19 protein-coding genes are annotated in these 20,121 nt (G+C 71.5%); 10 read left to right on the top strand and 9 right to left on the bottom strand.

Annotation, left to right across the window (positions count from 1 at the left end; all coding sequences use genetic code 11):
* Positions 1-5,178: a translocation/assembly module TamB domain-containing protein gene (locus VF092_14965; GenBank protein ID HEX6748596.1), complete on the top strand. Its 5,178-nt coding sequence runs from the start codon at positions 1-3 to the stop codon at positions 5,176-5,178.
* 332 nt (positions 5,179-5,510) lie between these two features.
* Here the strand turns inward: VF092_14965 and VF092_14970 are convergent, their stop codons facing one another.
* From VF092_14970 to VF092_14985, 4 genes are all read right to left on the bottom strand, one after another.
* On the bottom strand, positions 5,511-5,732 hold the full coding sequence (locus tag VF092_14970; GenBank protein HEX6748597.1) for a hypothetical protein: 222 nt from the start codon (positions 5,730-5,732) through the stop codon (positions 5,511-5,513).
* A gap of 129 nt (positions 5,733-5,861) precedes the next feature.
* The gene (locus VF092_14975; GenBank protein ID HEX6748598.1) at positions 5,862-6,680 is read right to left on the bottom strand and encodes a hypothetical protein; all 819 of its coding nucleotides are present in this window, start codon (positions 6,678-6,680) and stop codon (positions 5,862-5,864) included.
* A 77-nt stretch (positions 6,681-6,757) separates the two neighbouring features.
* Positions 6,758-8,047, bottom strand: a complete 1,290-nt coding sequence (locus VF092_14980; GenBank protein HEX6748599.1) for a glycosyltransferase N-terminal domain-containing protein — start codon at positions 8,045-8,047, stop codon at positions 6,758-6,760.
* Between the two features lie 185 nt (positions 8,048-8,232).
* A complete protein-coding gene (locus VF092_14985; GenBank protein ID HEX6748600.1) occupies positions 8,233-9,045 on the bottom strand; it encodes an inositol monophosphatase family protein in 813 nt (270 codons plus the stop codon).
* Between the two features lie 296 nt (positions 9,046-9,341).
* On the opposite strand from VF092_14985, the gene VF092_14990 reads away from it, so the two are divergent.
* A complete protein-coding gene (locus VF092_14990; GenBank protein HEX6748601.1) occupies positions 9,342-10,976 on the top strand; it encodes a peptide MFS transporter in 1,635 nt (544 codons plus the stop codon).
* Positions 10,977-11,121: 145 nt separating this feature from the next.
* Positions 11,122-11,334, top strand: coding sequence for a hypothetical protein (locus VF092_14995; GenBank protein ID HEX6748602.1), 213 nt, complete (start codon positions 11,122-11,124; stop codon positions 11,332-11,334).
* Here VF092_14995 and VF092_15000 read toward each other — a convergent pair.
* Entirely contained in the window at positions 11,328-11,912 is a 585-nt protein-coding gene (locus VF092_15000) for a hypothetical protein (protein HEX6748603.1), read from the bottom strand. The genes VF092_14995 and VF092_15000 overlap by 7 nt on opposite strands.
* A 677-nt stretch (positions 11,913-12,589) precedes the next feature.
* Between VF092_15000 and VF092_15005 the strand changes: the two genes are divergently transcribed.
* Together VF092_15005 and VF092_15010 are read left to right on the top strand one after the other, a co-directional pair.
* Complete coding sequence (locus tag VF092_15005) at positions 12,590-13,921, top strand: sigma-54 dependent transcriptional regulator (GenBank protein ID HEX6748604.1); 1,332 nt, start codon at positions 12,590-12,592, stop codon at positions 13,919-13,921.
* A 125-nt stretch (positions 13,922-14,046) separates the two neighbouring features.
* The gene (locus VF092_15010; GenBank protein ID HEX6748605.1) at positions 14,047-14,931 is read left to right on the top strand and encodes a hypothetical protein; all 885 of its coding nucleotides are present in this window, start codon (positions 14,047-14,049) and stop codon (positions 14,929-14,931) included.
* Positions 14,932-14,951: 20 nt separating this feature from the next.
* Here VF092_15010 and VF092_15015 read toward each other — a convergent pair whose 3' ends face one another.
* Entirely contained in the window at positions 14,952-15,227 is a 276-nt protein-coding gene (locus VF092_15015; protein HEX6748606.1) for a hypothetical protein, read from the bottom strand.
* A gap of 21 nt (positions 15,228-15,248) precedes the next feature.
* Positions 15,249-15,887: an ElyC/SanA/YdcF family protein gene (locus VF092_15020; GenBank protein HEX6748607.1), complete on the bottom strand. Its 639-nt coding sequence runs from the start codon at positions 15,885-15,887 to the stop codon at positions 15,249-15,251.
* Positions 15,888-16,001: 114 nt separating this feature from the next.
* Between VF092_15020 and VF092_15025 the strand changes: the two genes are divergently transcribed.
* Together VF092_15025 and VF092_15030 are read left to right on the top strand one after the other, a co-directional pair.
* Positions 16,002-16,388: a GntR family transcriptional regulator gene (locus VF092_15025; GenBank protein HEX6748608.1), complete on the top strand. Its 387-nt coding sequence runs from the start codon at positions 16,002-16,004 to the stop codon at positions 16,386-16,388.
* Positions 16,378-17,361 (top strand): slipin family protein, encoded by a 984-nt coding sequence (locus VF092_15030; protein ID HEX6748609.1) that lies wholly within the window; start codon positions 16,378-16,380, stop codon positions 17,359-17,361. The genes VF092_15025 and VF092_15030 overlap by 11 nt, the downstream gene beginning before the upstream one ends.
* An 88-nt stretch (positions 17,362-17,449) precedes the next feature.
* Here VF092_15030 and VF092_15035 read toward each other — a convergent pair whose 3' ends face one another.
* Together VF092_15035 and VF092_15040 are read right to left on the bottom strand one after the other, a co-directional pair.
* The gene (locus VF092_15035) at positions 17,450-17,695 is read right to left on the bottom strand and encodes a hypothetical protein (protein HEX6748610.1); all 246 of its coding nucleotides are present in this window, start codon (positions 17,693-17,695) and stop codon (positions 17,450-17,452) included.
* Between the two features lie 227 nt (positions 17,696-17,922).
* On the bottom strand, positions 17,923-18,933 hold the full coding sequence (locus tag VF092_15040; GenBank protein HEX6748611.1) for a hypothetical protein: 1,011 nt from the start codon (positions 18,931-18,933) through the stop codon (positions 17,923-17,925).
* Between the two features lie 171 nt (positions 18,934-19,104).
* On the opposite strand from VF092_15040, the gene VF092_15045 reads away from it, so the two are divergent.
* The 3 genes from VF092_15045 to VF092_15055 all read left to right on the top strand — a co-directional run bounded on the left by VF092_15045 (position 19,105) and on the right by VF092_15055 (position 20,056).
* Positions 19,105-19,365: a hypothetical protein gene (locus VF092_15045; GenBank protein ID HEX6748612.1), complete on the top strand. Its 261-nt coding sequence runs from the start codon at positions 19,105-19,107 to the stop codon at positions 19,363-19,365.
* A 200-nt stretch (positions 19,366-19,565) separates the two neighbouring features.
* Positions 19,566-19,775, top strand: a complete 210-nt coding sequence (locus tag VF092_15050; GenBank protein HEX6748613.1) for a hypothetical protein — start codon at positions 19,566-19,568, stop codon at positions 19,773-19,775.
* An 89-nt stretch (positions 19,776-19,864) separates the two neighbouring features.
* Positions 19,865-20,056 carry a hypothetical protein gene (locus VF092_15055; protein HEX6748614.1) on the top strand — a complete coding sequence of 64 codons (192 nt, stop codon included), beginning with the start codon at positions 19,865-19,867 and terminating at the stop codon, positions 20,054-20,056.
* Positions 20,057-20,121 lie beyond the last annotated feature (65 nt).

Genomic DNA, 20,121 nt, shown 5'->3' on the forward strand with positions numbered 1-20,121 from the left:
ATGGCCGCCCGCCGCCGCTTCCGCCTGGACCGCGTGGGCCTCCTGCTGCTGGGAGCGCTCGCGGGGTTCGTGGTGGCGGCGCTGTTCGTATTCCTGTTCGTGCAGCGCGCGCGCACGCGGGTGATCGAGGAGCGCGTGCGCATCACACTGGGGCTGCCGGAGGAGGCGTTCGAGCTGGAGGACGTGGAGCCCGACGGCACGCTGCGCATCGCGCTGCGCGACGTGGCGTTCCTGGACCGCAACCGCGACACCATCATCGCCGCGCCGGTGGCCCGCGCGCGGCTGGTCACCCGCACGCTGAACGGCACCGGCCCCATCGTCTTCGACCAGGGCGAGGTGATCCGCCCCGACCTGCGGCTGTCGCAGGACCGCAACGGCGAGTGGAACGCGCTGCAGATCTTCGCCGTGGAGGCGGGGGGCCGTCCCGTGCGCGGCGTGGCGGGCGAGCAGCCGAAGGGGCGCACCTTCGACTTCCGCGGCATCCGCCTGGTCGACGGCCGCGCGCGCATCGTCACCCCGACCACGGCGCCGCCCCCGGGGCCCCAGCCGAGGTACGTCCCCGGCCGCACCCCCGAGCGGGTGCGCGTGGCCGGACGCTGGCTGGCCGTGCACACCCTGCGCGACCTCGACGCCAACCTCGCCCTCGTCCGCGTGAAGGGCGAGGGGGGATGGCGGGTGGAGATCGGGTCGCTGGACGCGGCGGTGACCAACCCCGACACGCGCATCGAGGCGCTGGCGGGGTGGCTGGACCAGGACGCCGCGCAGAACCTGCGCTTCGACATCCGCGAGTTCCGCACGCCCTACTCGCGCTTCGCCGGCGAGGGGCTGGTGAACCTCTCCGGCGCATCGCCCCGCTACGACCTGCGCCTCCGCGCGGCGCCGCTGGACTTCCGCGACCTGTACGGGATGGGCTTCGCCGTCCCCCGCGAGGGGATCGCGCGCTTCGGGCTGGCGGTGGAGACGCTCTCGGGGAACCGCACCCGGTGGACGGTGACCGACGCGCAGGTGGCGGTGCTCGACTCGCGTGCGTCGGGGCGGCTGACGGCCGTCACCGCGCCGGGGCAGGAGCCGGTGTTCACCGACACGCGGCTGGTGCTGGAGCCGCTGCGGCTGGTGGACCTGGAGCGGCTGGGGTTCGTCGACAGGATGCAGTTCGCCGGCGAGGTGCGCGGCACCATCACCTCGGTCGACGAGGTGACGGGCGGCCGCGGCGGCGCGCTGCGCATCGACCTGGCCTCGTCCATCGTTCCCCGCTCGTCGGTGGACGCGCCGGCCTCGTCCATCACCGCGCGGGGACTCGTCCGCTTCGGCGGGGCCGAGGGGCTGCGCTTCGACGGCGTGCGCGTGGACGCCGATCCCCTCGACCTGGCCACGCTGCGCCCCCTCTTCCCCGACAACGACCTGCTGCGCGGGGTGATCCGCGGCGGCGCCACGGTGACGGGGACGATGAAGCGCTTCCGCATCGAGGGCGGCGACCTGGCGTACACCGTGGGCGGCGCGCCCGAGACGCGGCTGCGCGCGATCTCCGCCACCGTGTCGATGGATCCGAAGCTGCGCTTCGACCTTTCCGCGCGCGCGGACCCGCTGGCGCTGGCCACGCTCACGCGGCTCTTCCCCTCGCTGCCCTTCCGCTCGGCCACGCTCTCCGGCCCCATCCATCTGTCGGGGACGGCGGAGCAGATCGCCTTCGACTTCGACCTGAACGGCAGCGCCGGCGCGCTGGCCGCGCGGGGAACGCTCGGCCTGGGCGGGCGCGTTCCCACCTTCGACGTCAGCGGGCGGGTGACGGCGTTCCGCGCCAGCGCGCTGGTGGCCAACGCGCCCGAGGCGGCGGCGCGGGAAGTGTCGGGCACCTTCTCGGCGCGGGGGAGCACGGAGGACTTCCGCTTCGCGGTGGACCTCACCCAGGCGGCGGGACGGTTCAACCTCGCAGGCAACATCCGCCGGCCGGGCGGCGGGCCGATGCAGTTCGACGTGGCCGGCCGCGTGGACAACTTCCAGCTCGGCGTGCTCCTCGGCCGGCCGACGCTCCTTCCCGGCCCGGTGAGCGGCCCGATCCGCCTCTCGGGCGGGGGGCGGCAGCCGTACCGCTTCGACGTGGACCTGCGCGGCCCGCAGGGGATGTTCGCGCTGAACGGCTGGTACCAGCCGGGGACCGTTCCCACCTACTCCATCCGCGGACAGGTGGCCGGGCTGGACCTGAGCGCGCTTCCCGGCCTGGCCTCGTTCCCGCGCACGCGGCTGACGGGCACGCTGCTGCTGGAGGGGCGGGGGACGACGCCCGAGACCTTCCAGGGGCGCGTGGCCTTCAACGCCGCGCCGGGATCGACCGTCGGCGGGATCGCGCTGACCGCGGGGACGATGAACATCGTTGCGGCCGACGGCGTGCTGCGCGTGGACACGCTCCTCTTCGCCGGCCGCGGCTTCCGCGCCGAGGCGCGCGGGTCGATCGGGCTCACGCGCAACGCCGGACCGCTCTCCTTCTCGCTCACCGCTCCGAATCTGGCGCAGCTGCGGCAGTTCCTCCCCGGCGCCGACACGCTGCCGGAGATGGAGGGCGCCATCGCCATGCAGGGGACGATGAGCGGCACGGTGCGCAACCCGTCGATCGGCGCGTCGGGCTCCGCCCGCAACTTCCGCTACGGGACGTACGCCGCCGGCACGCTCACCTTCACCTTCGCGGGGGTGAAGGGGCCGCGCGGGTGGACGGGGAACACGCGGCTGGAGGGAACGCAGCTGCAGGCGGGGACGATGAAGCTCCTCGCCCTGAGGCTGGAGGCCAACATGACGCCCGACCGCGCGTCGTTCGGCCTTTCCGCGCGGCGCGACCCGCAGACCGACCTCACCGCGTCGGGAACGCTGGAGCTGGACGGGCTGGCGGTGCGCGGCGCGGTGCTCGACAACCTGGGGCTGAGGATCGCGGGGACCGACTGGCGGCTGGCGCAGCGCGCGCGCATCGCCTGGAACGAGACGCAGGGGCTGGTGGTGGAAGACCTGCTGCTGCGGCGGACGGGCCCCGGCCCGGGCGGCTCCATCGCCGCCGACGGGGTGCTGCCGCCGCGCGGCAACGCCGACTTCCGGCTGCACATGGAGGGGATCGACCTGGCCGAGCTGCGCCGCATCTTCCCCACCGTTCCCGAGGCGCAGGGGCGGCTGGCGCTGGACGCCGAGATCCACGGGCAGGTGAACGACCCCCGGCTGACCATCGACGCCCGCGTGGACTCGCTGGTGTACGGCGGGGTGCGCTCCGACTCGCTGCAGATCAAGGCCAACTACGCGCCGAACCGGATGGCGGTGGACGGCGGCGTGCGCGTGGGCGGGCACGAGGTGGTGCGCGCCCAGGCCAGCATCCCCATGCGCCTGTCGCTGGGCGGGATCGTCCCCGGCTTCGAGATCCTGCGCGACCAGCCGCTCACCGCCACCATCACCGCCGACTCGGTGCCGCTGGCGCTGGTCACGCAGAGCATGCCCGCGTACCTGGAGAACGGGCAGGGGACGATGCGGGCGCGCGTGGTGGTGGCCGGCACCCCGGCGCGGCCCACGGTGAACGGCGACGCCACGCTGGAGAACGGCGCGATGACCATCGTGGCGCTCGGCGCGCGGTGGGACCAGATCAACGGCCGCCTGTCGATGCACGGCGACACGGTGCGCGTCGACTCCGTCTCCGCCCACACCGGCCGCGACGGGCGCGCGTTCGTGAACGGCACCGTGCTGCTCGACGACGGCGCGCACCCGCGGGTGGACCTGGCGCTGTGGATGGACGACTTCCAGGTGGCCGACAACCCCGACGTGGCCGAGATCCAGGCCAACGCGCGGGTCCGGCTCTCCGGCCGCGTCCCCCGCATCGTGGTGACGGGAACGGTGCGGATCGAGGACGGCACCCTCTACATCCCCTCGCTCAACACGCCGGGCGAGGTCGACATCCTCAACGCCGACGTGGGCGCGCTGGGGGCCGACTCCATCGCCGTGCCCACCACCAGCCAGGCCATCCTCGCGGGGCTGATCCCGCAGCACCTGCAGGTGCAGGTCGGCGAGAGCGTGTGGCTGCAGTCGCCCGACGCGCGCATCCAGATCCGCGGCAACCTGGAGATCGACCGGCCGGGCGCCACCAACCTGATCTTCGGCGAGCTCGACGCGGTGCGCGGCAGCTACACGCTGGAGCTGGGCCCCATCCGCCGCCAGTTCGACATCCAGCAGGGGGTGGTGCGCTTCTACGGCACGCCCGAGATCAACCCGTCGCTCGACATCACCGCGGCGTACGAGGTGCGCGGCGGGCGGGCCGAGCAGCCGGTGAGCGTGCTGGTGCACGTGGCGGGGACGATGCAGGAGCCGCGCGTGGAGCTGACCACCAACAACCGCCAGCCGCTGTCGCAGACCGAGCTGATCTCGCTGCTGCTGCTGGGCGGCACCGGCGGGCAGGGCGGGTTCCTGAGCAGCGAGCTGCTGAGCAGCGCCGCGGTGGAGCAGTTCGTGGGCAACCTACTGGCGGCGCAGCTCGAGAACGCGCTGGTGCGCACCGGCGCGGTGGACTACGTGCGCGTGCGGACGCGGGCGGCGACCGGCGTGGCCGCCACGGGCGCCGGCGGGGGCGGCTTCGGGCTCGACTTCCTGAGCCAGCTGACCATCGAGATCGGCAAGGAGGTGGTGTCGAACCTCTACGCCAACCTCGAGGTGGCCGACATCTTCGGGCAGCCGCAGTTGGGCGCGTCGATCGAATGGCAGGTCTCGCCCACGCTGACGCTGCGCGCGGCCAACGAGCCGGTGCTGCGCGACCCGCTGGTGCGCGGCCTCTTCCGCGCGCAGCGGCAGACGACGGTGGATCTGCACAGGAGATGGGAATACGGGCGGCCCAGGCAGCGGCCGCACCCGCAGCCGCGGCGCGCGAACCCCGCGCAGCCGAAGCCGGCGGAGCCCTCGACGCCGTCGGGGCAGCCTCCGCCCACGCCCCCGCCGGGAGGCGGCGGCACGCAGGAAGACGACGGGCGCGCGACACAGGCCGAGCCGGCGCCGCCCGCGACCACCTCGGGACAGCCCCCGCCGGGAGGCGGCGGCACGGAGCAGGAGGCGGCGGACGGCCCCTCGGCCTCCGAGCGGGCCCAGCCGCCGCCGGCCACGGCCATCCCGGAGCAGCCTCCGCCGGTCTTCGGCCCGGCCGAGGTGGACACCGAAGGCGGATAGACGACGGCCCGCCTCCCGATTGGGAGGCGGGCCGCCGCTTTTCATACGTGAAGTAATACTGGATCCCAGGATCGACTGTGCATTGGAGGACGGAATGTCATTCCGAAGGCGCTGCGCCGCCCTGGCCTCCGTGCCGTAGCCGTGGCGCCTGAGGAATCTGTGGCCGGCTTCCGAGCCACAGGCCGCCTGTCGCTCCGACGCACACCACAGATTCCTCGGGCGCCGCCTGGCATCAGCGCGATTTGAAGCTTCAGAGCAGCGGCGCCGCTCGGAATGACATCCGATCAGAATGCACAATCAAATGCGGCAGCTGGTATTAGCCTGCTCGATCCTCACGTCACCATGCGGAACACGTCTTCGTCCGTAAGGCGGATGCCACGCTCCTCGAGCTGCCGCATGGCTTCCCGACGCAGCGCGCGAAAGCGGCGGATGAACACATAGGATTCAACCGCCCGCTGGATCAACTCGCTTTTCGTGACACCCTCGGCCGACGAGATCGCGTCCACCTGCGCGCCAATCTCGTCGGTCAAAGTCACGGGGATCACTTCGCTCATCTGAATCCTCCTTGCTGACTCAATCTAATACGTACACCGCGTGTGGTGGGAGTCATATCGAGTTGACCTGGATGCTCAACCAGCATCTGCCCTAACAGCATCGCCAAAGTGTGACGAAGCCGATTCCGGCTACTGCTGGATGTAGTAGTGCGGGTAGAAGCCGCCGCGCACCTGCACCGTCTGGTTGGGGTCGGCGGGGAGGTAGGCGGTGGCGTCGAGCGTGCCGCGGAAGGCTCCGTCGGTGGCGCTGGCGATGGTGGCGGTGCCGTCGCGGAAACGGTAAAAGGCGCCGCGGTACGTCACCCCGCCGGCCACCGAGTCGCGCTGCACGGTGCGGTCGTACACCCGGTACGTGCCGGGGACGAGCGGGAAGCCGCCCACGTTCAGGTTCTTGGTCAACCCGCCCGCGCCCGTGATGTCGTCGTAGTAGAACTGCACACCGAACTGGGTGCCGTCGGCCGAGCCCTCGATGGTGTCGTTCACCGCGCCGCTCAGGACGAGCTGGAAGCGGTCGGGGAGCACCTCGGTGGTGTAGCGGCGCGCGCCGAAGGTCCCGTCGGGCCCCGAGTGCGTGGGAAGCCAGTCCGCGCCCGTCACCGTGCCGCTCATGCTGTCGCCGGAGACGGCGGCGGTGTGCACCAGCCGCGATCCCCACGCGTCCAGCGTGAAGGTGATGCTGTCGCCATCCACGCGCCCGCTCAGGGTGATGGACGGATCCGCGGGGAGCTCGAAGATGCCGAACGGAGAGTAGCACCCCGCGGCAAGCGGCGGCACGGTGGCCGTGACGGTGGAGCCGTCCTGCCGCACGCGCAGGACCGCGTTGATGGTGCAGTAGCCCACCTGCCCGCGGTACAGCCACTTGCCCGCCACGGCCGCGTCGCGCGGGGCGGTGCCGGAGTCGCAGCCGGCCAGCGCCAGCAGGCCGATCAGGAGAAACGCGTCGCGCATCGGGAGATGAAGACGAAAGTGAGACGAATCCTATCAAATCTGTAGAAACATATGTCGCTCTGCAACTCGATTCGTCCTTACTGCCCGATCATCCGCTCGACCAGCTCGGCGCCGCGCAAAGCCGCGCCGAGACGCGCCTGGACGTAGGCGCGCGCGAGGGTGCCGGCGCGCGCGCGGACCTCGTACACGTCCGCCACTCCGCCGAGGATGCGCTCGAGGTCGGCCGCGCCCGTGGCCTCGAACGCGCCGCCGGCGGCGACCAGCTCGCCGGCCTCGCGCGCGTTGGCGTGGTGCGGGCCGAAGAGCACGGGCGCGCCGAACGCCGCCGGCTCCAGCACCGAGTGCAGTCCCGCCGCGCCGAATCCGCCGCCCACGTACGCCACGTCCGCCAGCGCGTACAGATCCCCCAGCACCCCCACGCGGTCGACGATCACCACGGCCGGGATCGCGTGCGCGTCGAGCGCCGACAGCCGTGCGTGCGCGAGCCCGAGCGCATCCAGCCGCTTCTCGGAGGACGAGAGATGCGCGTCGGTCGGCTCGTGTGGGACGAGGATCAGCCGCATCCCCCCACCCCGCCCGCGCAGCGCCGCGACGGCGGGAAGGAGGTGCTTCTCGTCCTCCGGCCACGTCGACCCGGCAACGAGCGTGATCCCGTCGAACTTCGCGAACGGCGCCAGCAGCGGCGACGCGCGGTCGGCGGCGTGCGCGCGCTGCCACACCTGGTCGAAGCGCGCGTCGCCCATCACGCTGCGCCGTTCCGGGGGGACGCCGAGGCGCCCGAACCGCTCCGCGTCCTCGCCCGAGATCGCGGCGACGGCGTCGAGGCGGGCGTATGCGGGGGCGAGAAGCGCGCGCGCCGGCCCGCGCAGGCGCCCGGCGCGCGCGGGAAGGGTGGCGCTCAGCAGCAGCATCCGCACGCCGCGCGCGGCCGCCTCGCGCGTGAGCACGGGCCACACGTCGTACTTGGAGAACGCGAGGACGGCGGGCCTGAGCGCATCCAGCGCCCGCCGCACGTCGTCCGCCGCGTCGAGGGGGAGGTAGTCGGCGAAGTCGGCGCCGACCGTCTGCGCGAACGCCTCGGCGGAGGGGGAGAAGAAGGTGTAGGCGACCTGCGCGTCCGGTCGGCGGGCGCGGAACGCCTGGATCACGGCGCGCGCCTGGTGCCCCTCGCCGACGCTGGGCGCATGGAACCAGGCCAGCGGCCGCGCGGGATCGCGGTGCTCGCGCGCCCACGCCTCCATGCGCTCCACCACGCCGCCGCGCCCGCGAATCCCGCGCGCGAGCTTGCCCTCGCCGCGCGCGAGGAGCGGCAGCGCGGGACGCAGCGCACGCACCCCCGCAGCGTAGACGGACTCGAGGATCGGCATGCGCGGGAAGCTATCGCGGGGAGTGCCAAAGTGCGAAGGTGCGAGAGTGCGAAGGTGCGAAGGTGCGAAGGTGCGAAGGTGCGAAGGTGCGAAGGTGCGAAGGTGCGAAGGTGCGAGAGTAACCCGTGGCGGCCGAGGAGTCATCATCATCATCATCCACTTTCGCACTCTCGCACCCTCGCACTTCATCCCCCGATCCGCTCCACCCACCGCCCCGCCAGCGCCTCCAGCTCGCCGTGGATGCGGCCGTTGCTGGCGAGGATGCGCCCCGTCGCCAGCGGCGGCTCCGCGTCTCCCGGCCAGCCGGTGATGCGGCCGCCGGCCTCGGTGACGAGCAGGATCCCCGCGGCCACGTCCCACGGCGCCAGCCCGATCTCGAAGAATCCCTCCACGCGCCCAGCGGCGGTGAACGCCAGGTCCAGCGCGGCGCTCCCCGCGCGCCGCACGTCCTGCGTCCGCCGCACCGCGTCGGCCACCAAGAGCATGTACTGGTCGAGATCTCCCTTCCCCTGCTTGAACGGGAACCCCGTGGCCAGCAGCGAGCGCCCGAACTCGGCGACGGCGCTGACGCGCATCGGGTGGCCGTTCACGAACGCGCCGCCGCCGCGCACAGCGTGGAAGGTCTCCCCCAGCACCGGCGCGGCCACTACGCCCACCGCCGGCCCCTCGTCGTCCACCAGCGCGATGCTGACGGCGACGAAGGGATGGCCATGGACGAAGTTGGTGGTGCCGTCCACCGGATCGACGATCCACCGTCTCCCCCGGGTGACGGCGGCCGACGCGGACTCCTCGCCGACGACCGCGTCGGCGGGGAAGCGCGCGCGGAGGCGGGAGAGGATGAGCCGCTCGGCCGCTTCGTCCACCTCGGTGACGAGATCGGCGCGCTGCTTCTCTCGCACGCGGTCCGCTCCGGTGCGCGCGGCGATCAGCGCGCCCGCGGCGGCGGCCGCGTCGAGCGCGGCGGCCAGCTCGTCACGGAAGAGCGACCCGCTGGTCACGGAACTTGCTGTGGGGACGGAACTTTGAGGGGACATGCGCGGTAGCCGTGGCCCGGTGCGGCGGCGCGCGCCCGCGTGGCGGCGCCCGCAAGGCCGGAGACGATGCGCTCTGGCGGCGGGTGGCGCAATATGGCGGGACGCGCGCCACGAGCGTATGATGGGCGCGCTTTCCGCGCATACCCCCGCAGAGCGCCGCTCTGAATCCGCGCCGGATTCGCGCGGTCCCAGGCAGCAACGAAACGGCCGGCGCCCGCCCATTCCGCGGCCCGGCGGCACACCTTCACCCCGAGCACCCCATGGCAAGCAAGCCTCCCCGGGAGTACTCCGCCGGATCGGCGTCGGCCGTGGCCGAGCGGCAGGCGGCCTACGTTCCCCCGCGCCCGCCGTCGGACGACCGGTCGTTCTTCGGCCATCCGCAGGGCCTCTCCACGCTCTTCTTCACGGAGATGTGGGAGCGGTTCTCGTACTACGGGCTGCGCCCGCTGCTGGTGCTGTTCATGGCCGCGGCGCTGGCCCAGGGCGGCTTCGGGTTCGACCGCGGGCAGGCCTCGGCCATCGTGGGGATCTACGGCGCCTGCGTGTACCTGGCCTCGCTCCCCGGCGGGTGGATCGCCGACCGGCTGCTGGGCCTCCGCCGGGCGATCATGACCGGGGCGGTGCTCATCACCTCGGGGCACCTGTCCATCGGCCTCTCCGGCTTCGCGGGGCAGGGGACGGCGGGGAAGGCGTTCTTCTTCCTGGGCCTGATCCTGATCGTGTTCGGCACCGGCCTGCTCAAGCCGAACATCTCGGCCATCGTGGGCGACCTGTACCCCGAGGGCGGCGCGCGGCGCGACGCGGGCTTCTCGATCTTCTACATGGGGATCAATCTGGGCGCCTTCGCGGGGCAGCTGATCACCGGCTTCCTGGGCGAGAAGGTGGGATGGCACCTGGGCTTCGGCGCGGCCGGCGTGGGGATGTTCTTCGGGCTGATGTGGTTCACGCTGCGCTCGCGCGCCACCCTGGGCGACATCGGCACCGAGCCCACGCGCCACCCCGACCCGGTGGTGCAGGCGCGCCAGGAGCGCACGGTCAAGCTCGCGGTGGCCGCGGTGGTGGGCGTGGTGGCGCTCGTGTTCGCGCTTGGGATCACCGGCGTGTACGTGCCCGACGCGCAGGCCATCGGCAAGAACATGGCGTACGTGCTGGTGGGGCTTGCGCTGGCCTTCTTCGCCTACGTGTTCGCCTTCGGCGGGCTGAACGGCAGCGAGAAGCGGCGCGTGGCGGTGATCGTGGTGCTGTTCCTGTTCGCCGCCATCTTCTGGAGCGCGTTCGAGCAGGCGCCCACCTCGCTGAACCTGTTCGCCAAGGACTTCACCGACCGCAACATCGCCGGGTTCGAGGTGCCGGCCACCTGGTTCCAGTCCATCAACTCGGCCTTCATCATCCTGCTGGCGCCGGCGTTCGCCGCGCTCTGGGTGTCGCTGGCCCGCCGCCGCGGCGACCTGTCGAGCCCGGCCAAGTTCGCGCTGGGGCTGGCCTTCGCCGGCGTGGGCTTCGCGCTGATGATCCCCGCAGCCAACGCGGTGGTGGGGAGCAACGGCGCGCTGAAGGTGTCGGCGATGTGGCTGGTGGGAAGCTACTTCTTCCAGACCGTGGGCGAGCTCTGCCTGAGCCCGGTGGGCCTGTCGTCGATGACCAAGCTGTCGCCGCGCAAGTACGTGGGGCAGATGATGGGGATCTGGTTCCTGGCCTCGGCGGTCGGCAACCTGATCGGCGGGCTGGTGGGCGGGCACGTGGACCCGGAGAAGCTCGAGGCGATGCCGGGGCTGTTCACCTACACCACCGCCGGCCTGTTCGGCGCGGCGGTGATCCTGGGGCTGCTGGTCATCCCCATCCGCAGGATGATGGCGGACGTGCCGCACCAGACCGGGGAGCGCGCCGCGCACTGACCGCGGGCTCCAGATCGACGGACGCAGGGGCGCGCCGCGGCGGCGCGCCCCTGCTCCTTTTCCGGCACGCAACCCGCATGGGCGGCGGGTAAAGCGCGTGCGAACGACAAAGCTCCAACCCGGCAGATAAAGAAGGGAAACCGCGATGACGGACGATGAGATCGCCGAGCAGCTGAAGGGACGCGGCCTGGAGGAAGACTACGTCCGCGAGCTGCTGGCCAGCCTGGGCTACGACCCCGCCGACGGCCTGACCGAGGCAGCCGTGCACGCCCTCGACACCGCCAGCATGGACCAGCGCCGCAAGGCCGCCATGCGCACCCTGCGCCTGGGAAGCTGTAGCGGCGGCGGCGCTCAGTAGTCGGTCACCGGGTCGCCGTCGGACAGGCGCGTCCACCCCTTCACCACGCGGTGGGCGAACCACGCCGCCATGGCGGCCAGGGCCAGCATCCCGGGAAGGCGGCCGATCAGGCCGGCACCGAGCAGCGCGGTTCCCATCGAGCCCAGGATCATGGCCACGATCCCCATCCCGAAGGTCTTCCAGAAGGTCTCGATCTGCCACTCGTAGTGGGTTTCCAGCCAGGTGCCGCGCGCCTCGCGCCGGTGCGCGTACGCCACCATCACCCCGAAGATCGAGCTGCACCCGCACACCATCGACACCGCCTGCAGGATGTAGCCCAGGCGCGCGTTCTTTTGCAGCGCCTCGATGGCCGCGGAGGGCGGGAGCGTGATCCGCCACCCGCAGAGCGCGCACTGCCCCGCCACGGCCAGGCGGCTGCCGCAGAACGGGCACTCCAGCGTCTCCGCGCCCTCCGCCTCGCCCGCCGGCGTGGGCGTCTCGGTGACGGGGACGAGCTCCGTCGGCTCCATCCCCTCGAGCGGATTCGGCCGAGGGGCGGATTGGTCGTCGAGCCGTGCGGGCTTCTCGCGGGGATCCATCGGCGGGTGGGGGAGGCGCGGGGCGGGAGAAGCGGACCGGCGGGTCAGCGTAGGATACGGATCGGGCGCAGAAAGCGTCAATGCCGACGGATTTCGATCACGGCTCCCGCCGGGTCCTACCCGATCCGGAAATCTCGACGAGGGGATCGACGATCTTGTTTCTCACATCCACCCGCCACACCGGCGCACGAGCGACCCGTACCCACGGCAGATGTGCCGCCGGCCGGATCGGCTGCCCGTCTTCCCGGGTGATATCGGTTCGATGCCTGTTCAGCTGCCGTTCGACGGCGGTTGACGAAGGGTGACCGGTCCCGGGGCAGGCGCGCGGACGTGTGGGGAGGCGGCACTGCGGACGGCGGCGTGGATCGGGGGGAGAGGCACAGAGTTCGTGTCTGAGCTCCACGTCCCGCCCCGGCTACCGGATCACTGTCGGTTGTGCCCATGAAGAGGGGCAAGCCGTGCGCCCGCGACCCGGCGATCATCCCCGCTCACAAAAAGCCGCATCGCGACAGGAATCCCGCCGCTTTCGCCATCTCCCAACCGCCGAACGCCTATGTTGCCTGCGGTAACACTCCGTCTCCCGCGGTGACGATCCCAGTGCTCTCGACAGCTGGCGGGTAGCGCGCACTCCGGTTCGGCCATTAAGGTTCGGGTGCCGGCCACCCATCTGGAGCCTGATGATTCCACGCCTGTTCATCCTCGCGTTGAGCGACTCCTTCTCCACGCTCTGGCCCACGCTGGCGGAGACGCTGGACGCGGACGCCGTCGTCGAGCGCGCGCCCGCCGCCGAAGCGCTGGCGCAGGCCGCGGCGCTGGTGGTCTCCGCCGCCGGCTGCGAGCGGCAGGCGGCACTGGCGCTCGCCGAGCTCCCCGCGGGATCTCCCGCCGCGGCGGTGGTCGGCGCGTGCACCGAGTATCGCGCCGTGCTGGAGGTGATCCGCGCCGGCGCGGCCGACTACTTCGCGCTTCCCGACGACCTTCCCGCGCTGCGCGCCTGGCTGCAGCAGCGGGTGGAGGCCGCGCGCGCCGAGGCGTCCGCCCGCGCGCAGGCCGAGGAGGAGCGCCGGCACTACGACTTCTCGCGGATGCTGGGGAACAGCCCGGCGCTGCGCGAGGTGCTGGACCGCGCCGCGCGGGTGATCCCCGCCGGCTCGGCCACCGTGCTGATCACCGGCGAGACGGGGACGGGAAAGGACCTGCTGGCACAGACCATCCACTACAACGGACCGCGCGCCGGCAAGCCGTTCGTGGAGCTGAACTGCGCGGCGGTGCCGGCCAGCCTGCTCGAGGCGGAGCTGTTCGGCTACGAGCGCGGCGCCTTCACCGACGCGCGCCACCCCAAGCCCGGGCTGTTCGAGGTGGCCAACGGCGGCACGCTCTTCCTCGACGAGATCGGCGACCTTCCGCTGGAGCTGCAGGTGAAGCTGCTGCGCGTGCTGGAGACGAAGACGACGCGGCGGCTCGGGAGCGTCGCCTCGATGCCGCTGGACGTGCGTATCCTGGCCGCCACGCACGTGGACCTGAACGCCCGCGTCCGCGACGGCGCCTTCCGCCGCGACCTGTTCTACCGCCTGAACGTGGTGCCGTTGCGCCTGCCCCCGCTCCGCGAGCGCGGCGACGACGTGGAGCTGCTGGCCGAGCACTTCGCCCGCCGCTTCTCCGAGGAGTACGGGATGCCCTTCCGCGGCCTGAGCGCCGAGGTCCGCGCGCATCTCCGCCGCCACCCCTGGCCCGGCAACATCCGCGAACTGCGCAACGCCGTCGAGCGCGCCGTCATCCTCGGCCAGGGCACCGTCCACGCCGAACATCTGGCCCTCGGTGACGAGGGCGTGGATGCCGCGCGCGGCGTTCTCCCCTTCCCCGCAACGCTCGCGCAGATCGAAGTGGCGGCAGCGCGCGCCGCGGTGGAGGCGTGCGGTGGCAACAAGACCAGGGCTGCGGGGATGCTGGGAATCAGCCGCAAGGGGCTGTACGCCCTGCTGGGCCCGAACCGTGGGGTGCGCGGATGAGTGCTTCCTCCGCCGCCGAGCGGCTGGACCGCCGCACCCTGCTCCTGCTCCGGGCGTGGGATCTTGAGCACCAGGCGAAGACGGAGGAGCTCCGGGCGATGCTCGAAGCACTTCCCCGCGAGGAGGTGCTGGACGAGCCCGAGCTCGGCGTGCTCCTGCTCAATGGGTACCTCTATACCTTCGAGACAGAGGCGGCGCGGGCGCTGGTGCGCGAGCTCACGCCGGTGTTCGAGGATCGCGGGAACGACCGGCTGCACCGGCGCTTCGTCAACTTCCAGGGCATCCTCGCGATGCGCCAGAGCTCCTTCGCCGAGGCGGAGACCCTGTTCCGCCGCGTGGAGTGGATGTCGAACCTGGCAAAGGACGATGCCACGCTATCGTTCGCGTTCGCCAACCTCGGCCACGTGGAGCTGCTGCGTTTCCGCGGAGCCGAGGCGCTCCCGCACTATGCGCGCGCGCTCATGCTCGCCCGTGCGCAGCGGAGCTCGCGGGTGATCTCGACCATCTTCTGGGGAACAGCGCGGACGTACAGCGACCTGGAGATGTATCCCGAGGCCCAGCGCGACTTCGAGACCGCGCGGCGGCACCAGCGCAACGTGCACGAGACGGCTTTCCTGGATATCAGCGAGGCGACCATGCTGGCGCAGAGCGGAAGACTGGAAGCCGCCGCTCGCCTCGCGCACCGCGCGAAGGCGTTCTTCGAGAGCCGGAGCCAGCGGATCGGTGTCGCACCTGCCTCGATGGTCCTGGCGAGGGTCGCCGCGAGCTCGGGAGCCCTGGAGAGCGCGCGGACCGAGCTGGAGCATGCCCGTCAGGCCTTCACGGGCACGGATCTGCTGATGGGTGCCGAGATCGAGGAGGAGCGGGCGGTGATCGCGGCGCTTTCCGGCGACGAGACGACGCGGGCAGAGGCGGAGGAGCGCGCGGCGGAGATCTACATCTCGATCGAGAGCCCGGGGCGCGCCGAGCGGATGCGGCGCAGGGTCACGCTCGCCCGCTCATCTGGTTGAGCGCCATCGCCATCAGCCCGCTACCGAAGCCTGGCCGCGAGCAGGGCGCGAAGCCTCCGCACCTCCTCCAGCAGCCGCGGCAAGTCATGGCGCGCATGGGCGATGAAGTCGTAGTCCGCGGGAGTGGCGCCGGAGAGCTCGATGTCGTCGTTGCGGGCGTCGGCAGGGCCGGCCATGAGAAAACTGCTCCCGCTCGTGTGGTCGCGCCCTTCGATCATCGGACGCCATGGGCCTGAAGACGCCCGGGCGCAGCGCGATTCGATCTCGGCGAGTTCCGCTTCGGTCATCTCCGGCACGCGATTCACCTCCTCCAGTTGCTATCCGCCCGCGACGATGTAGCGGGCGAACTTCAGGTATTCGTTGAAGTACGCCACCATCCCCGCCTCGGTGCGCCACCAGTTCGTCTCGTCGTAGCCGCGGGCGGGGGTGCCGTACATCATCACCTCGACGTCGATCCCCTTCAGGCCGCGGCGGAGAGCCCGGCGCGCGCGGCGGGTGTGGTAGTCGGTGGTGACGACGATCACCCGGCGCGCGCCCGTGCGGCGAAGCCAGGCGCGCAGCACGGCCACGTCGTCCGTCGTGCTCGCCGTCCCGCCCGGCATCGGCAGCACGGCGACGGCGGAATCGGGGACGCCCTCGCGGTGCAGCACGCCGGTGAAGAGCTCGGTCTGCGTGGGCACCATCCCCATCGCGGCCAGGCGGCCCGTCTCCATTCCCGGCACCAGCACGCGCGGCGCCCACCCGCGGCGGTAGAGCGCGGCCGCGGCGAACGGGCGCACGTCCGGATCTCCCCCGAAGACGAAGATCGCGTCGGCGCGCTGCAGCCGGTCGTGCACGGTGAGGAAGCGCGCCACGCCGGTGAGGATCGGCGCGCGCAGCAGCCACATCCCCCCGAGCAGGACGGCGAGCGTGGCGAACGCGACGAGAAGCTTCCGCCCACGGCGGCGACGCCGCACGGGAGGCGCATCTCCAGCCGGGACATCATCCGCAGCCGGAGATCGCCGGTTTTGCTTGACAGGCCAAGGGACGCGCATGTACACCTGTGTTCCTGACTCCCTCACCCGATCGGCATGTTCCACTACGATCCGTCAGACCCCACGCCGGCCGACGTGCAGCTGGTGCGCACGATCCGCTCCGCCATCGGCGCGGGGCTGCTGGACCCGGAGCAGCCGCTGCCCACGGTGCGGCAGCTGGCCGTGGAGCTGAAGGTAGGCGCCAACGCCGTCGCGCGCGCCTACGCCGAGCTGGTGCGGCAGGGGGTGCTTGCAACCCGCCCTGGGGTGGGGCACGTAGTGAAGGCGTCGCCCGGCGAGATCCGCGGCGAGGAGCTGCTGGCCGAGCTGGCCGCGCTCGAGGACACCTTCCTGCGCGAGGCAAGCGCGCTGGGATTCTCGCTGGACGACGTGATCATTCACCTGGACAGCCGACGAAGGAGCGAATCCTCCGATGCCGCCTAGAACCGACCTGGTCCCCGGCACCACCAACCTTCCCGCCCTTCCCACCCAGCGCTCGTCGGGCGGAGGGCTGAACTTCCTGGCCACGCTGGGGCTGCTGATCCCCACCGCCATGGGCGCGGCCGCCACGGTGGTGGCGCACAGCCCCATCGGCATCATCGCCGGCGCGGCGGTGGGGCTGTTCGCCAGCATGGCGCCCAAGATCGGCCGGCAGTGGGAGCGCGCCGTGGTGCTGCGGATGGGGCGCTACGTGGGGCTGCGCGGCCCCGGCGTGTTCACCATCGTGCCGTTCGTGGACAACATCGCCGCGTGGATCGACCAGCGCACCATCACCACCAGCTTCAGCGCCGAGCAGACGCTGACGGCCGACACGGTGCCCGTGAACGTGGACGCGGTGCTGTTCTGGACCGTGCACGACCCCGAGAAGGCGGCGCTCGAGGTGCAGGACTACGTGCAGGCGGTGAGCTGGGCGGCGCAGACGGCGCTGCGCGACATCATCGGCCGCACCAGCCTGACCGAGCTGCTGCGCGGCCGCGAGCGCATCGAGGCCGAGCTGCAGGCGCTGATCGACCAGCGCTCCACGCCGTGGGGGGTGACGGTGCACAGCGTGGAGATGCGCGACGTGGTGATCCCCGCCGCGCTGCAGGACGCCATGAGCCGCGAGGCGCAGGCCGCGCGCGAGAAGCAGGCGCGCATCATCCTGGGCCAGGCCGAGGTGGAGATCGCGCACCTGTTCGCCGAGGCCTCGAAGTCGTACGAGGAGAACCCCACCGCGCTGCAGCTGCGGCAGATGAACATCCTCTACGAGGGGCTGAAGCAGAAGGGCGGGATGATGGTGATCCCCAGCAGCATCGTGGACTCGATGGGCGCTAGCGGCGTGCTGGCCACCGCCGCGCTGGCCAAGCGGCAGGAGGACGAGGAGGCCAGGCCGCCCGCCCTCCCGCCCGGCACCGACCCGTTCAGCGGGCAAGGGTGAGGGAGACGGCTGGTCCCGAACTGTAGCGGGGCGCCCCAGCCTGGAGGCGCCCCGCTTGTTCAACGATTGAACATGTCGGCCAATTTGCTCAGCCGTCGACGTGCACGCTGAGTGGATGGCCATTCGACCGAATGGTCCAGTTCGAACCCACGCTCCGGCTCAGCACGGATCCACCAGACAGCGGATCGCGCCGTCGAGCCTGAGCCAGGGAGCCTGTCACCTGACTGAGCAGTTCGCGCTTTGTCTGCGCGAGAGTATCGATCTGCGCCTTGTAGCGTCCCTGCCGCACAATCAGATCGGCAGTCAGCCGGGCGATGTATTCACGCTTGCTCATCTGCTTCCCCTGTCTCATCGGTCTCTGCGACCAGAGCGGCAATGAAATCGCCGGTTCATAGAGTCGGATTGGAGAGAGTCGCCCCTTTCGACCCGGCCTGAATCGCGCGATACCGGGCGGTAGTGCAGCAGACGGGACGGCTCTATTCTGGCGACGCACAAACGTACAAACGTACGCCAAGCGTCACAAGTGTACACCGATAGCAGATTGGATCCCGTTCGAAGAATTCAGGTCACGCAACGTAGCAGCCAGCCATCCCCCTCCAGCACCACCTCGGACAACTCAGACGGCGTGCCCGGCTCGTCGCGGTCGACGACGACGAGGGCGCGGTGGGGCTCGAGCGGGAGGATGCCTTCGATCTTGCCGGCGTAGCGGCGGCCATCCCCGTCCTTCGCCTCGCACCAGCGCGCCTCGTCGCCGCGGATGATGCCGATGGCGCTGCCGGCGACGGGGCCGTCGCGCGTGGCGTCGGGCGAGTCCTCGGCGGTGGCGGTGTAGAGGATCGCGTCGCCGAGCACGGCCGCGTCGGTGAAGGTCAGCGGGAAGCCGGCGATCTCGCCCAGCTCGTACTGCACGACGCCGCGCGGCACGGGCGGCGGTAGCGTGGGGTCGCGGAGGGAGGCGAGGAGCGTGGCAAGATCCAGGTCGCAGGTGGCGTTCACACCGCGGAGATCGCCGCGCGGCGCGCCGTTGCCGCGGTTGAAGAGCCGCAGCGTGCCGCGGAAGATCGCCGCGCCCTCGACGTTCAGCTCGCTCCCGGCGAACGCCGTCTCCGCGCGCAGGCGGGCGTAGAGCTCGGAGGCGTCCACGATCTCGAGCTCCGGCTCGGGAGAGTCCAGTCCGCGGACGAGGACGATCCGCTCGCGCAGCGGGGTGGAGCCGGAGCCGAACGCGGCCAGCATCTCCCCCTCTCCATCCCGCAGCACCACGCAGCTCTCTAGGTCCAGCTTGAAGCGCTTGTTGCCGCGCTCGTCGTCGAACTGGCGCGCGCCGCCCTCGCCCGCGGGGAGCGTCACCGCCGTCGCGAGGCCGGTCGCCGGGTCGACGAGGGCGATGAAGTTGGCGTCGTCCTGCACCACCGCGATCCGTCCGCCGACGCGCACGATCCCCGACGCCGCGCGCACGTGCGCCGGGCGGTCGAACGCCGCGTCCGCGCCGTCGGCGTAGCGCAGCGGCACCGTGCGCACGACGCGCGCGGCGAGTGTGGGATCGAATCGAGCGCGGCGGGTCTGCGTCATCGGCATCGCGGGAGGGGGACGCGGAAAGCTACCGCCCTCGTCGCGCGCCCGCACCGCCCCATATCCCCCGATCATTATCCGCCCAAAACTCTTGCATCGCTACCCGTAGCGGCGTTACGTGCGCATCACCCTTTCCGATCCGCTGAGTCTGGCAGCCACAGGAGGACGGCGATGAAAAAGCTGAGGCTGGACGCCGAGTCGCTGGCGGTGGAAACGTTCGAAGCGGCGTCGGCGCTCCTTTCGCGCGCCACCGTGCGCGCGGCGCAGGACGCGTTCGGCGTGGTGGTGGCCGGCACGCTGGCGGTGGACGGCACCGTGTGCGACCCCGGCACCGACACCTGCCCCACCAACCCGACCTGCCCCGGCCAGTTCACCTGCGATCCGTCGTGCGGGAAGATCTGCACGCCGACGTGCCCGCCGCAGCCGGAGTGACCGGCCGCTGAACCTTCCACCGACAGGGAGGCGGAGATGGAGAAGATCAGGCTGGTCTCGACCAGCTCGAGGTGGAGTCGTTCGACGCGGAGGGCGGCGTGGTCGCCCAGGAGCGGCCGACCAACAGCGAGCCGTCGCTCTGCCGCACCTGCGAGGGCGACCGCACCTGCTTCACCATCAACTGCTGCTGAGGAGGGCCCGTGGCCAAGCTGACCCTGAAGGTCGAGAAGCTCGCGGTGGAGTCGTTCGAGACGCTCGACGGCGCGCGCGGCGCGGGAACGGTGCGCGCGCACGAGGACAGAACGGAATGGCAGGATTCCACCTGCGCCACGGATTGTTTTCCCGGCAGCGACTGGGACTCCTGTCTCTCATGCAACGACCCCACGTGCCGGTCGGTGGACTGCCCCTGACGTCGGTTTCCACCAGCGAAGACGCGGACGGGCGGGAGATGTGGCTCCCGCCCGTCCATTGAGACCCCGTTGAACCTCAGGAGCCTGCCATGAAGAAGCTGAGCCTGCGGATCGAGGAGCTGAGCGTGGACTCGTTCGCCGTCCCCGCAAACCACGAGACGGAGGGAACGGTGCGGGGCTACGACAGCGCGAGCGAGGACGTTACCTGTTCTCCGACCTCGCCCTACATCTGCACGAAGCTGTGCACGCGGTACATCAGCTGCGGCGCGTACACCTGCTAGTCTCGGGTGGGATGATAAAAGAGCGGGAGCCGCGGACACGGACCGCGGCTCCCGCTCTCGTTCCG

It is taken from the genome of Longimicrobium sp., assembly GCA_036377595.1.
GTDB lineage: Bacteria > Gemmatimonadota > Gemmatimonadetes > Longimicrobiales > Longimicrobiaceae > Longimicrobium.